A 12,934-nucleotide genomic window follows, 5' to 3' on the forward strand; every position below is an offset into this window, starting at 1 on the left:
GTCAGCGCGCCGTCAGTTTTGGGTTGAGGATCAGGTAAAGACTGTCGACCGCGGTATTGATGACGAGGACAGCGACGCAATAGGTCAGCCCCGAGCCCTGAATGATCGGCAGATCGGCGTTGCGGATCGCATCGACCATCAAATTGCCCATGCCCGGGTAGGAATAGATGAGTTCCACCAGGAGCGTGCCACCGAACAGAAAGCCGAACTGCACGCCCATCAGGCTGAGCGTCGGCAGGATGGCGTTCTTAAGCGCGTGGCGGATGAGGATGCGCTTTTCAGACAAGCCGCGCAGCCGCGCCTGCTGGATGTAATCATCCTGATAGGCGTCGAGCAGGCTCGATCGCAGCACCCGCATGAGTGACGGCGAAAGCGCGATGCCGAGCGCAAGGCTCGGCAGTATCATGTGCTTGATCGCGTCCCAGAAAATCGCGATGTTGCCGGTGATGAGACTGTCGAGCAGAAGAAAGCCAGTCACCATCGGCCGCTCGAAGCCGGGGCTCAGGCGTCCGGTAAACGGCAGAAGATTGAAGAAGACGCCGAAGATCAGGAGCAGGAACAGGCTCCACAGGAATTCCGGCAGTGACAGAAGCAGGATGGAGAGAAAATCCATCACGGCTTCTGCGCGCGTTCCGCGTACGTAAAACAAGAAAAGCCCGCCGACGAGGCCGAAGACGGTGGCGACGACCATGGCAAGGACGGCCAGCTCGATCGTGGCGGGCAGCGTCGAGCCGATCAGCGAGGACACGTCCTGGCGGAAATGGATCGAGCGGCCGATATCGCCATGCAGGAGCTTGCCGAGCCAGATGCCGTATTGTTCGACAAGCGGCCGGTCGAACCCCATCTCCTTGCGCATCGCCTCGATCTCTTCGACCGTGGCATTGGGAGGCATCGACATCGCCGCCGGATCAACCGGCAGGACGCGCAGGATGCAGAAGAGCAGTGCCGACACGATGAGCAGGATCGGTATCGCGGTCAGAAGACGTTTTACCAGCAGTTTGGCGATGGTCACGAACATGCGCATGCCTTGTCTCACGAAGCCAGGAAAGCGGCCCGGAGATGACCCCGGACCCCATTGGTCTCTCAAGCTATGCGGCGCAAACTCATGACCACGACATGGTGTTGCCCAGGATCCAGGCATTGCCATATTTGACGTAAGCAAGGTTCTTTTTGCGAACCAACGTCTGCACGCTCTGCAGGAGCGGAATGGTGGCGCCGGTTTCGACGGCCTCCTTGGCGAGATCCCGGTAGCCGGCTACGCGCTTATCATAGACGGGCTCGGCGAAGAGGTTGAGTACCTTCTGGCCGATCTCCATTCCCTTCCATGCGCCGAAAGGCATTTTCGGATTGAGCAGGTAGCCTGAGAAGATCTCGGGGTCGCCGGTGGCGTTGTCGAAGCTGTAGAGGGTCGCCTCCGGCAGCTTGCCGCCACGATTGAGCTCGAAATATTTCGAATATTCGATCTGCTGGATCTCGCACTTGATGCCGACCTTTCCCCACATCTGCACAAGGGCGCGGGCGATGTCGAAATCGCTGGGGAACTGGCCGTTGGTAGCCGCCAGTGTGATGGTTGCAGGCTTGTCGGCGCTGAAACCGGACTTGGCGAGCAGCTCCTTGGACAGTGCCGGATCGTACTTGAAGCTGTAACCCTCCACGAAACCTGGTGTGCCGGGTGTCGCGGGTACCGAGAGCGGGACGGCCGCACCACCATAGAAAGCCTTGGAAAGGGCAGCCTTGTCGATGGCATGGTGAGCGGCAAGACGGACATTCTCGTCGGCAAAGCCCATGTCGTTGCGTATCTGCAGCAGGATGATGCGGGTGAACGGATTGATCTCGGCGGTCAGGCCTTCCGTCTTACCGAGGCGCTCGGCCTCGCGGACGGGGATGTTGACGGTGAGGTCGATCTGGCCGGACTGGATGGCGGCTGTGCGCGCCGAAGGATCCTTGATGACTTCGATGGTGACGTTCTTGATCTTCGGCTTTGGGCCGAAATAATCGTCGTTGCGTTGAAGTACGATGCGCGAGTTCATCTGGTAGTCGACGAGCTTGTAGGGTCCGGTGCCGACGGGCTTTTTCAGGAACCCATCCTGGCCGACGGATTCCATGTATTTCTTTGGAACAAGGTAGCTTCCGAGAAATGCCAGCCATTGCGGCGCGGTCGGGGTTGGTGCGGAGAATTTCATGACGCCACTGGTCGGCGATGTAACCTCGATCGCGGTGAGATTGCGCCAGGAATTGGCGATATCGAGTTTCAGGCCGGATTTGATGCGATCGACGAAGGTGTAGCTGAAGTCCTCCATCGTCATCGGGTCGCCGTTGTGGAACTTGACGTCGTTGCGGATCTCGAACGGCATGGAAAGACCGTCGGCGGCAAGGTCCCACTTGGTAATGAGATTGGGGATGAGCTTCAGATCGGGCGACTGATCGAGCGGCTGGTCGAAGACCAGCTTGAAGATCGGCTGCGCATCCGGAACGAAGCGCTGGTTCGGATCCCAGGAGGGCACGTCGCTCGGCCAGCCGATCGAGACACTGTCGGTGTCCGCCGCATAGGCGAAGCTTGCGCGCGAGAGCACGGCGCCGCTGACTGCAGCAAGGCCGAGCATCTGCAGGAGATTTCTGCGGTCTAGTTCAAAAGTCATCACGATCCCTCTGGTGTGCACACAGGCCCCTCTGCTTTGCGCGGCGATAGGGGCCGGTGAGCCTGCGGCGGTTGTTGAACGCAAGCCTGCAATCTTGCCGAGGGCCTCTTGTTTTTGCTGTTTTAGCCTCTTTTCACGGGCTTCCCCCTTAGCAATTGACGGGATCGTAGAACGAGCTAAATATTACTTCAAGCCTAAAATTTATTGATTGGGTGAATTTCGCTCAGCAAGGCGCTCGCCGGGCCAAACGCTGCAAAAATAGGCATTTCAGGTGGTCACAACCGCGAGGTGTCGGTTTCTTTCGGCGCAAGGATTCAATCCGATCCGATCAAAGTCGAAAAAAACATTGACGCTCTTTCAAGTTATTTTATGCTTAAAATGTCGTTTGAGCGAATTGATCCTATTACCCCGGCAAAATCCGAAGAGGGGACGTTGATGCTAGACCCACATTGCCATTCCAGCAGCATCATGGTGGAGCGCCCCGCCGCCCTCGCATTTGAATTGATGTCGGATGGGCTGAAGCAGGGGAGCTGGGCATGGGGCAGCTTCGACCGGAGAGAGGTCGAGCCGGGCCTATTTTGCGGCACATCCATTTTCTCCGGCAAAGAGACCTATGTCCGTCTCTATGTGGATCGGGATCGTTTGCAGGTGGATTATGAGGTCGGCGGGTCGAAGGAGGCCATGCAGTTCCGCAACATGTCGAGGGTCATTCCCGGCAACCTGTTGAAGATGGGGCCGGACACATGTGTCGTCACGCTGCTGACCTGGCGCCTGCAAACCCAGACCGACGCGGAATGGACCCAGTTCGGCACGATCCATGAGGCGGAGATGTTCCTGATCAAAGGTCTTCTCGAGCGGGAATGAAGGACAAGATGACACATTCTCCCTATCTATTGTTTGAAGACCGGGCACGCGCCAATCCCGAGGCAACCCTGTTGATCGCACCGCCTAGCGCCGGGCTCCCTTACGCGCCACAGGGGTTTCGTTACAGCTATGGCCAGGTGTTCGCCGAAGCTGCCGCGCTGAGCCGAAGGTTTGCGGCCGCCGGCCACGGTATTGGCTCGCGGGTTGCCCTACTGCTGGAAAACCGGCCGGAATTCTTCACCTTCTGGCTGGCGCTGAATGCCATAGGCGCGTCGATCGTGCCGATCAATCCGGATTTGCGGCGCGACGAGCTTCTCTTCCAGCTCGATATGGCCGAGGCGCCGCTGCTGATCGTGATTGCCGAGCGGTTGGCGGAGCTTGCCGACATCAATCCCGGCAAGGTCACGGTAATTGGGACGAACGACGACATTCCGCTGTCGCCTATGACGCTGTCGGCGAAGCCAGGCGGCCCGGACGCGGAGTGCGCCCTGCTTTTCACCTCCGGCAGTACCGGCAAGCCCAAGGGCTGCATGCTCTCCAATATCTATTTCATCCGCCTTGCCGAATGGTACACCACTCAGGGCGGCGTCGCTGATATGGCGGAGGGGAGCGAGATCGCCCTCACGCCGCTGCCGATGTTCCATATGAACGCGCTTGGTTGCACGGCGGTCGGCATGATCATGAAAGGCGGCGCCATTGTGCCGCTGGATCGGTTCCATTCGAAGAGTTGGTGGGCCTCGATCGCCGATTCCGGCGCAACCATCATTCATTGTCTCGGCGTCATTCCGGCCATCCTGCTGCAGATGCCGCCAGTCGAGGCCGAACGCGCGCACAAGGTCAAATTTGCGCTCGGCCCCGGCGTGGATGCCCGGCACAAGGTCGAATTCGAGGAGCGTTACCGCATTCCGATCGTCGAAGCCTGGGCCATGACCGAGACCGGTGGGCGCGCTGTTACCACGACGGCGGCCGACGATTACACGCCGGGACTGCGCTGCATCGGCCGACCGCGCGCCGGCATGGAGTACAGGATCGTCGACGATGCCGGCCACGCGGTCGACATGGGTACACCCGGCGAGCTTCTGGTGCGGGCTGAAGGGGATAACCCGCGAGAAGGTTTCTTCAGCGGCTATCTCAACGACGACAAGGCGACGGAGGAGGCCTGGGAAGGCGGCTGGTTCCACACCGGCGATGTGGTCTATGCCGACGAGAAGGGGCTTCTCTACTTCTTCGATCGTAAGAAAAGCATCGTGCGTCGCAGCGGCGAGAATATTGCGGTGCTGGAAGTCGAGGCAGCACTTGCCAAGTTCCCCGGCGTCAAAGCATCGGTGGTGACACCGGTGCCTGACGACCTGCGCGGCGAGGAGGTTTTCGCCTTCATCGTCGAGAGCGAGACGGCAACGGGCGGCGATCCGATAGCGCGCGCCTCGCGCATTATCGAGGCCTGCGGCGCATACATCGCCTACCACAAGCTGCCCGGCTACGTGGTCTTCACCGATAAGCTGCCCGTTAGCTCCACGCAGAAGCTCCAGCGCGGCGAGATCAAGGTCATGGCGGCCAAGGCGGTCGAGGATGGCTCGGCAATCGACCTACGCAAACTGAAGGCGGCGATCCGCAAGGGCGGCTGAAGCAGAGCCTTTCGAAAGATTAGCACGTCTGTTATACAATAAATCAAAGCTAAAATCCTTTCAAAGGAGACCCACATGACCCCGGAAAAAATCCTCTATGAAACAGCTGTCACCGCTTTCGGTGGCCGGGACGGCAAGGCACAGAGCGCCGACGGCAGCTTCGCGGTCGATCTTTCCGTACCGAAGGGACTTGGCGGACCGGGTGGGGAGGGCACGAACCCCGAGCAATTGTTTGCCGCCGGCTATGCCGCCTGCTTCCTTGGGGCGGTGAAACTGGTCGCACGCACCCGGAAAATCGCTCTTGCCGACGATACGTCAGTGACGGCCAAGGTTGGTATCGGCCCGGTGCCGGTCGGCTATGCGCTCGCGGTCGAGCTCACGGCTTCGCTTCCGGGTATCGAGAGGGTTCTGGCGGAGGAGATCGTTGCCGGTGCGCATGAGCGCTGCCCCTATTCCAACGCGACGCGCGGCAATGTCGATGTCGTGCTGACGGTGGCCGGATGACGGCTTCGCGCGCCCGCAAATCCTATGACGGCGTGGTTCTGGCGGTGCCGGTGACGGTGCCCTACGAGCGTTATTCGATCGAGAGCGCGCATTGGTGGATTGGTAGTGCGCTCAGGGCGCTGGCAGACGGAGCGGGCATCAGCCATCGGGAATTCGACGGCTTTGCCGCCTCGAGCTTCACCATGGGGCCGGATACTGCCATTGCGCTGACGCAGCATTTCGGCCTGACGCCGCGCTGGCTGGATCATGTGCCGATGGGCGGTGCCGCCGGCATCGTCTCGATCCGGCGCGCGGCACGCGCCGTGCAGGCGGGCGACGCGGATATCGTCGCCTGTGTCGCGGCCGATACCAATCAGGTCGATACGTTTCGCAGGACGCTCGCCAACTTCTCCCGCTTTGCACAGGACGCCTCGTATCCCTATGGCGCCGGTGGACCCAACGCCAGCTTCGCGCTGATCGCTCGGGCCTACATGGATCGCTACGGCGCAACACGCGAGGACTTCGGCAAGCTCTGCGTCGCGCAGCGCGACAATGCGCTGCGCTATCCGCATGCGCTGATGAAGAAGCCGCTGACTTTGGAGCAGTACATGTCGGCACGGCCGATTGCCGAGCCGTTCCACCTTTTCGACTGCGTCATGCCCTGCGCCGGCGCTGAGGCTTTTCTGGTGATGCGCGAGGAAACCGCCTTGTCGCTCGGCCTTCCTTTCGTGCGGCTGCTTTCGGCGATCGAGCGGCACAATGCTTTCCCCGATGACGCCGTGCAGACGCGCGGCGGCTGGGTGATGGATCGCGATGAGCTTTACAGCATGGCCGGGTTGACGCCCGATGATATCGATTTCGTGCAGACCTATGACGATTACCCGGTCATCTCCATGATGCAGTTCGAGGATCTCGGTTTTTGCGAAAAAGGTGAGGGACCGGATTTCGTGCGCCAGCATACATTCACAACGGACGGTTCCTTTCCGCACAATACCTCGGGCGGGCAGCTCTCGGTCGGGCAGGCGGGTGCTGCCGGCGGTCATCTCGGCATCGTCGAGGCCATGCGCCAGCTTCTGGGCCTGGCGGGTGGCACACAGGTGGCGGACGTAAAGGTCGGCCTCGTGTCCGGCTTCGGCATGATCAATTACGACCGGGGCCTGGCATCGGCGGCAGCGATCCTGGCGAGGCAATCGGCATGATCCGTCCGCTCGCAAAACCACCACGCAAGAACCCGCTTTCCCGCACCAGATTGCCCTTGCTGCCGCCATCGGCCCGCAGCCGAAAGGCCCAGGGGCTGACAATTGCAGCCGCCACCGGCCGCTTCATGCTGCAGTGCTGTGCCGAATGCGGAACATATACCTATCCGCCCCGCGACGCCTGCCCACGCTGCCTGTCGGCGACACTTCCTTTCATCGATGCGCCGGCGGGCGGCACGTTACTTTCCGAGACTTCGGTCGAGGTCACCAGTGATTCTTATTTTCGAGAGCACATGCCTTGGCGGGTGGGGCTCGTTCAGCTCGATTGCGGGCCGAGCGTGGTCACGCATCTGCATGGTGACTGTGCCGGCGCCAGCAGCCGAGTGACGCTGTCGCTGCAACTCGACAAAAGCGGCCAGGCCGTTTTCTTCGCCAAACCCGTTTCGGAGACGCCGCATATGGAAGACGACCCTCGATGGCGTGAAATGACAGCCGACCCGAAGCATCGGCGCGTACTGATCACCGACGGTCGCAGCCCGGTGGCGCCCGCTCTGGTGGCAGCACTGAAGAAGGCGGGTGCGCCCACGATCTATGTCGGCGTTGCTGATCGCTGGAAACCTTTCGACGAAGGGAAAAAGCTCGAGGCGATCGATGGCGTGGAGATCGTCGATCTCGACCTCACCAGCGAGCGATCGGTACTGGATCTGGCCGCCGATATCGGCGCCAAGGTCGAAGTGCTCATCAATACCGCCGACCATGTGCGGCCTGCCCAGCTCTTCGATGCAAGCGCGGCCAATACCGTGCGTGACACCATGGATCATACGGTCATGGGCTTGATGCGCCTCGCCCAATCCTTCGGACCGGTGATGCGCGCGCGCGGCGCGGACGGCGTTGCGGCAGCTGCCTGGGTCAATATCCTATCCGTGCATGCGCTCAGCAGCGACCCGCAATTCGGCGTGCATTCGGCGGCGCATGCCGCCTGCCTGTCCCTCTCGCAATGGTTGCGCACACAGCTTCGTCCTGGAGGCGTGCGGGTGATCAATGCCTTTGCCGGGCCGCTCGACACGGAGTGGTTCCAGATTGTGCCGCCGCCCAAGGTCGCGCCCAAGGCGCTGGCCGATGCCATCATCGACGGGCTGAAGCGTGGGCTTGAGGATATCTATGTCGGCGACGTCGCCAGGGATCTGCATGCGCGGCTTCTCGACAATCCGAAGGCCGTCGAACGGGAGGCTGGACAATGAGCGTCGATATTCTCGAAACTCTGGCTGGTTCGCTTGCCAGCGGTGGCGTCCGTGTCGTGGATCTCACCCATACGCTTTCACCGGATTTTCCCGTCATCGTCATGCCGCCGGAGCTCGGCCAATCCGCGCCCTTCCGCATGGAACGCATTTCCCGTTACGATGCCGGTGGGCCGGCCTGGTACTGGAACAACCTCTCCTTCGGCGAGCATACCGGCACGCATTTCGATGCGCCGATCCACTGGTATACGGGTCGTTATCTGCCGCTTAACTCGGTCGATACGCTGCCGCCGGCGGACATGATTGCGCGGGCCTGCGTCATCGATCGTTCGCGTGAAAGTGCCGGGAATGCCGATTTCCTGCTGACGGTTGCCGATGTGATGGCGTGGGAAGAGCAACATGGTCAAATTCCACCACGCTCGTGGGTGTTGCTTCGCACCGACTGGTCTAAACGCGACGGAGCGGCCTATGCCAATCTCCTGGCGGATGGCGCGCATACGCCAGGGCCGGATGCGGAGGTCATGCAATGGCTGGTGGCCGAGCGCGACATTCTCGGCTTTGGGACCGAGACCATCGGAACCGATGCCGGGCAGGCGGGCCATTTCTCGCCGCCCTATCCGGCGCATCACTATCTGCATGGCGCTGGCCGTTACGGACTGCAATGCCTTGCCAGCCTCGACCAATTGCCGGCGACGGGTGCGATGATTCTTGCCGCACCACTGAAGATCCAGGGCGGATCGGGGAGTCCGCTGCGCGTGCTGGCGCTGGTTCAGTCGCGCTCGACGGGATGAGGGCCGATCGCCACACGCCTGGCAGCGGTGTCGTAGAAGCTCGTCAAAAGCTCCAGCATTTCGGTCGCGTCACCCAGCCCCTTTTCCGCGTGGTCCATCTTTTGGATAAGCGAGATCAGCAAATGCCGGCGCAGGGTGCGGTAGTCCTGCGTCAGCTTGCTGCCTTTGCGCGTCGGCACATAAAGCGTGTCCTTGCGCGAGCGGCCCTTCACTCGCTCGATCAGCTGCAGGGTCTGCAATTTCTTGATCGCATATTGAATGTTGGCGGTGTCGTCACGGCCGAGCAGACGGGAGATTTCGGCAAGGCCCTTCGGCTTGTTGCGGTAGCGGATCGTATGAAGCACGGCCGTGTCGAGGCCGCTGAGGCCCGAACCGGCAAGCTCGGTGGCACATTCCGACTGCCAGCGCACGAAGGCCGCGGAAATCCGCCAGAGCGACCATTCGAATTCGGTCAGCGCCGCTTCCGCCACTTCCGTCGCCGTCTCGTCGAGTGGATTTTCGTATGCTGTAGGCGAATTCATTTGGCTCTCCAGAGTGGATATGGCTACGATTAAAGCCTTAATTTCCCGTTTTGACGAGAGCAAAACGACGCGTGACAACGAACAGGACGAGGGAACAATGCGCATATTCTGGCAAAGCTTCATCGACGCCACGGCCAGCGCCACTTACATGCAGAAGCTTTCGGACTATCTGAACGGCATCGCCGAACCCGGCACGACAGTCGAGGTTTTCGGCATCAGTCCCCCGGACCGGCATTTCGGCCGGCTGGCGGAATTCCGTTGCGCGGCGATCGCGATAGACAACGGGCTGGAGGCCGAAAAGCGCGGCTATGACGCGGTGGTTCTTGGCCATTTTCAGGACCCGGGCCTTTACGAACTTAAATCGGCTGTGAGCATCCCGGTGGTCGGCGCGGGCGAGGTCTCGATGCATTATGCCGCTCGCTTCGGCCGGCGCATCGCGCTTGTCACCCTCGATGACGTCTTTCAGACCTGGCACTACGAACAGGCCGATCTCTACGGACTGGGTGACCGGGTGAAGCATGTGGTGGGGATGAATTGCGCACCGTCCGATTTCAGCGCCGCCTTTGCCGGCGACGATGAGGCGCGCAAGCGTATGCTCGCAGCCTTCACCGCTTGCGCCGAACCGTTGGTGCGCGATGGCGCCGATGTCGTGGTGCCGGCTGGCATCCTGCCCGGCCTGCTGGTTGGCGGCGAATATGGCTTCAAGGTGCTGCATGCGCCGGTGGTCAATCCAGCTGCGGTGACCTTGAAGAGCGCCGAGATGGATGTGCGCTTGCGGAAACTCAACGGCATCGAGGTGAGCCGTGGCCCCTTCTGCTCGCTTGCGACGTCGGAAGCAGTCAAGGATTTCCGCAGCTTCGTCGCCCATGGCCGGCAGACGCCGTTGTTTTCCGACGACGTCTGAGTGATCTCATTCGATCGTTGGCGTCAGCGCAAGCGTTGCGGCGTTGCATCTGCTGGAATCAGCGACACATATTTCTCGCCATCGAGCTGCTTGCGATGCTCGGTTTTCGCCGCGATGACCAGCGCCGGATCGGTCAACGCCCGCACGGCCGAAGCGGCCATGATCTTGCCGGCTTGTAGCATTCCCTTGTGGGCATAGCCCGACTTCCCCTGCGTGACCATCTGCCAGGTGTGTGGGGGAGTTCCGTAGGCTTCGGTAGCGACATAGACCTGTCCGGTTGGTACCAGCCAGCTCACGTCTCCCACGTCGGTCGAGCCATGCAGGAACGTCGGCTCCTCCTCAAATGGGTTCAGGTCTTCCGACAGGATTTTCCCGCGCTTGGCGATCCGTGCCCGCACTTCAGCCGAGAAGGTTTTCTGGATGCTCCCAGCAAAGTCTTTTTCACTGTTCGAAAAGCTGGCGACGCCGAGCTTCTCAAACTCCTGATGCATCATCCGGGCAAGCGTAACGTTCGGCACCAGATCGGCTGAGGCGGCATCGAAGGTGATCTCCAAATCCGTCCCGGTCATAAGTGCTGCGCCGCGGGCGACGTCTGTCACTCGCTCGGTGATGTCGCGCACTTGGTCCATTCGGGGCGCTCGTACTTTGTAGAGCACCTGCGCGTGAGACTGAACCACGTTCGGTGCTCGCCCTCCCGTGTCGGTGATTGCATAGTGGATACGGCCGTCCTGAATGATGTGCTCACGCAGATAGTTGCAACCGACATTGGTAAGTTCCACCGCATCCAGCGCAGAACGACCAAGATGAGGCTCGAATCCGGCATGGGCGCTGGTGCCCCGGAAGGTAAAGTATAACTGGTTGGTCGCCAGCATTCGGGCGTTAAATGCGAGGTTCTCGTCCCACGGGTGCCAGGTGAACGCCACGTCGACGTCGTCGAAAAGGCCCTCGCGGGCCATGTAGGCCTTGCCTCCGCCACCCTCTTCGGCCGGGCAGCCATAGTAGCGAATCGTACCTGGGAGCTTCAACTCGTCCTTGCAGGCCTTTAGCGCGAGAATCGCCGCAAGCGCGCCGGTGCCAAGAAGATTGTGACCGCAGCCATGGCCGTTTCCGCCCGCAACAATCGGATCGTGGCTTGCTAGCCCGCCCTTCTGGCTGAGGCCGGTCAATGCGTCAAACTCGCCGAGGATGGCAATGATCGGATGTCCTTCGCCATAGCTCGCGACGAAGGCTGTTTCGATATTGCCGGCATTGCGAGTAACGGCAAAGTCTGCCTTTTCCAATTCGTCCGCCAAAAGTGCTGCGGACTTCGTCTCCTCGTAGCGAATCTCGGCGAAGGACCAGATCGCGTCCGATATGGATTTTAGATTGTCCGCATGGGCAGCGACGGTGCGCTCAATGATATCGATATAGGTCATGATATTCCTTCAGGCTGGCTGTTCTGCGGTTCTCTTGCCATGTACGGCGGGGAAGGTCGTGGCAATGGCGCAGACAATTATCGCGCAGCCGACGATGACCGAGAAGGCAATGCCGTAATTCTGATTTGCTGCAGACAAGACTGCTCCGATGAGCATGGGCGAGGCAAACGAGCCGAGTTGCGCCAGAGAGTTGATGAGGCCCGTGGCCGTCCCGATCGAGTTTTGCGGAAAATGCTTCATAATGCTCACGAAGACACTGATCGAGATCGCATTAAGGAAGACGTTCGATACCGATAGATATGCGAAGGCGAGGGGGATCGATTCCGCGTTTGCCATCAGATAGATGAACACAGCCGATACGGCAGAACCGATGCAGATGAGGTATTTTTCTTTCTGGTGGAAGAAGCGGTCAAGCAGCCAACCGCAAGTGAGAAAGGAGATGAATCCCAGCGTCGGCGGGATCATCGAATAGGCTCCCATCTCCATCATGCTCATGCCTTTGACCTTCACCCAGTAGGACGGCAGCCACGACTGCAGGCCCCAGAATACGATGTTGGTGAAGAAATAGACCGACGCGATCTTCCAGGTCAGGGTATTCTTCAGTAGCTCGCCGATGCGCTGCTTTTCCGAGACTTTCCGGTCGGCTTCTTCCGCGACCAACGCCTCGGAGCGCGGTTTCATGATGTAGTAGAGGCCGATTGAAAGAATGAGTCCGACGACGCCCAACACAAAGAACATCACCCGCCAGCTATAAAACGCGATCAGCGAGGTAATGACGATCGAACCGAGAGCGAAACCCACGGAAGCCCCGGATTGCAGCACCGACTTCGCACGGGCCATTTGAGATTTCTCGAAATGCTCGGTGATGGCGACAGATCCGCCCGCGGGGAAAACTGCCTCGCCGACGCCGGTGACCGTGCGTGCGGCAGCCAGCGCTATCACACTAGTGACGGCGCCCGACGCCACCGTGCCCAATGACCAGACCGCGACCGCCGAGCTTAGCGCCCGGCGCGAACCGAACCGATCCACCAGATAGCCCCCGATCAACTGGGTCATGGAATATGCCAGGAAGAAGGCGCTTATGATCATGCCTTGATGATCCGGCGTCAGACCGAATTCCTCGCTGATCGGAATGATCGCGATGTTGATGGCAGTCTTGTCTAGAAAAGCGACGACCCAGCAGACGAATAGCATCCCGATGATGACGTGGCGACGTTGTATCTTTGAGATCATTTTAGTCGTTCCCTTTTGGTTTTTG

Annotated in this window: 12 protein-coding genes; 7 read left to right on the top strand and 5 right to left on the bottom strand. The window is 60.3% G+C overall.

All coding sequences use genetic code 11. The features are described from left to right. Position 1: 1 nt before the first annotated feature. Entirely contained in the window at positions 2-1,024 is a 1,023-nt protein-coding gene (locus tag JTP94_RS18830; RefSeq protein ID WP_204851980.1) for an ABC transporter permease, read from the bottom strand. A gap of 79 nt (positions 1,025-1,103) precedes the next feature. Then, positions 1,104-2,639, bottom strand: a complete 1,536-nt coding sequence (locus JTP94_RS18835; RefSeq protein WP_204851981.1) for an ABC transporter substrate-binding protein — start codon at positions 2,637-2,639, stop codon at positions 1,104-1,106. Between the two features lie 288 nt (positions 2,640-2,927). On the opposite strand from JTP94_RS18835, the gene JTP94_RS18840 reads away from it, so the two are divergent. From JTP94_RS18840 to JTP94_RS18865, 6 genes are all read left to right on the top strand, one after another. After that, complete coding sequence (locus JTP94_RS18840) at positions 2,928-3,503, top strand: hypothetical protein (protein ID WP_246755041.1); 576 nt, start codon at positions 2,928-2,930, stop codon at positions 3,501-3,503. Between the two features lie 8 nt (positions 3,504-3,511). Continuing rightward, positions 3,512-5,128 carry an AMP-binding protein gene (locus JTP94_RS18845; RefSeq protein WP_204851982.1) on the top strand — a complete coding sequence of 539 codons (1,617 nt, stop codon included), beginning with the start codon at positions 3,512-3,514 and terminating at the stop codon, positions 5,126-5,128. Positions 5,129-5,203: 75 nt separating this feature from the next. After that, a complete protein-coding gene (locus JTP94_RS18850) occupies positions 5,204-5,632 on the top strand; it encodes an organic hydroperoxide resistance protein (RefSeq protein WP_204851983.1) in 429 nt (142 codons plus the stop codon). After that, positions 5,629-6,810 (top strand): thiolase family protein, encoded by a 1,182-nt coding sequence (locus tag JTP94_RS18855; RefSeq protein ID WP_204851984.1) that lies wholly within the window; start codon positions 5,629-5,631, stop codon positions 6,808-6,810. The genes JTP94_RS18850 and JTP94_RS18855 overlap by 4 nt, the downstream gene beginning before the upstream one ends. After that, complete coding sequence (locus tag JTP94_RS18860) at positions 6,807-8,048, top strand: SDR family NAD(P)-dependent oxidoreductase (RefSeq protein WP_204851985.1); 1,242 nt, start codon at positions 6,807-6,809, stop codon at positions 8,046-8,048. The genes JTP94_RS18855 and JTP94_RS18860 overlap by 4 nt, the downstream gene beginning before the upstream one ends. Then, positions 8,045-8,836, top strand: coding sequence for a cyclase family protein (locus JTP94_RS18865; RefSeq protein ID WP_204851986.1), 792 nt, complete (start codon positions 8,045-8,047; stop codon positions 8,834-8,836). The genes JTP94_RS18860 and JTP94_RS18865 overlap by 4 nt, the downstream gene beginning before the upstream one ends. Here the strand turns inward: JTP94_RS18865 and JTP94_RS18870 are convergent. Continuing rightward, the gene (locus JTP94_RS18870) at positions 8,815-9,357 is read right to left on the bottom strand and encodes a winged helix DNA-binding protein (RefSeq protein ID WP_204851987.1); all 543 of its coding nucleotides are present in this window, start codon (positions 9,355-9,357) and stop codon (positions 8,815-8,817) included. The genes JTP94_RS18865 and JTP94_RS18870 overlap by 22 nt on opposite strands. Positions 9,358-9,454: 97 nt before the next feature. Here JTP94_RS18870 and JTP94_RS18875 point away from each other — a divergent pair, with 97 nt between their 5' ends. Continuing rightward, a complete protein-coding gene (locus JTP94_RS18875) occupies positions 9,455-10,261 on the top strand; it encodes an aspartate/glutamate racemase family protein (protein WP_204851988.1) in 807 nt (268 codons plus the stop codon). Between the two features lie 23 nt (positions 10,262-10,284). Here JTP94_RS18875 and JTP94_RS18880 read toward each other — a convergent pair whose 3' ends face one another. Together JTP94_RS18880 and JTP94_RS18885 are read right to left on the bottom strand one after the other, a co-directional pair. Further along, positions 10,285-11,676, bottom strand: a complete 1,392-nt coding sequence (locus tag JTP94_RS18880; protein ID WP_204851989.1) for an amidohydrolase — start codon at positions 11,674-11,676, stop codon at positions 10,285-10,287. A 9-nt stretch (positions 11,677-11,685) separates the two neighbouring features. Then, positions 11,686-12,909, bottom strand: coding sequence for an MFS transporter (locus JTP94_RS18885; protein ID WP_204851990.1), 1,224 nt, complete (start codon positions 12,907-12,909; stop codon positions 11,686-11,688). Between the last annotated feature and the right edge of the window lie 25 nt (positions 12,910-12,934).

Source organism: Martinezella lusitana, assembly GCF_016901135.1.
Lineage (GTDB): Bacteria > Pseudomonadota > Alphaproteobacteria > Rhizobiales > Rhizobiaceae > Rhizobium > Rhizobium lusitanum_D.

Bases quoted from the DNA above. Each gene is read 5' to 3' on its own strand.
- JTP94_RS18830 (WP_204851980.1), bottom strand. From the start codon at position 1,024: ATGCGCATGTTCGTGACCATCGCCAAACTGCTGGTAAAACGTCTTCTG.
- JTP94_RS18835 (WP_204851981.1), bottom strand. From the start codon at position 2,639: ATGACTTTTGAACTAGACCGCAGAAATCTCCTGCAGATGCTCGGCCTT.
- JTP94_RS18845 (WP_204851982.1), top strand. From the start codon at position 3,512: ATGACACATTCTCCCTATCTATTGTTTGAAGACCGGGCACGCGCCAAT.
- JTP94_RS18850 (WP_204851983.1), top strand. From the start codon at position 5,204: ATGACCCCGGAAAAAATCCTCTATGAAACAGCTGTCACCGCTTTCGGT.
- JTP94_RS18855 (WP_204851984.1), top strand. From the start codon at position 5,629: ATGACGGCTTCGCGCGCCCGCAAATCCTATGACGGCGTGGTTCTGGCG.
- JTP94_RS18860 (WP_204851985.1), top strand. From the start codon at position 6,807: ATGATCCGTCCGCTCGCAAAACCACCACGCAAGAACCCGCTTTCCCGC.
- JTP94_RS18865 (WP_204851986.1), top strand. From the start codon at position 8,045: ATGAGCGTCGATATTCTCGAAACTCTGGCTGGTTCGCTTGCCAGCGGT.
- JTP94_RS18870 (WP_204851987.1), bottom strand. From the start codon at position 9,357: ATGAATTCGCCTACAGCATACGAAAATCCACTCGACGAGACGGCGACG.
- JTP94_RS18875 (WP_204851988.1), top strand. From the start codon at position 9,455: ATGCGCATATTCTGGCAAAGCTTCATCGACGCCACGGCCAGCGCCACT.
- JTP94_RS18880 (WP_204851989.1), bottom strand. From the start codon at position 11,676: ATGACCTATATCGATATCATTGAGCGCACCGTCGCTGCCCATGCGGAC.
- JTP94_RS18885 (WP_204851990.1), bottom strand. From the start codon at position 12,909: ATGATCTCAAAGATACAACGTCGCCACGTCATCATCGGGATGCTATTC.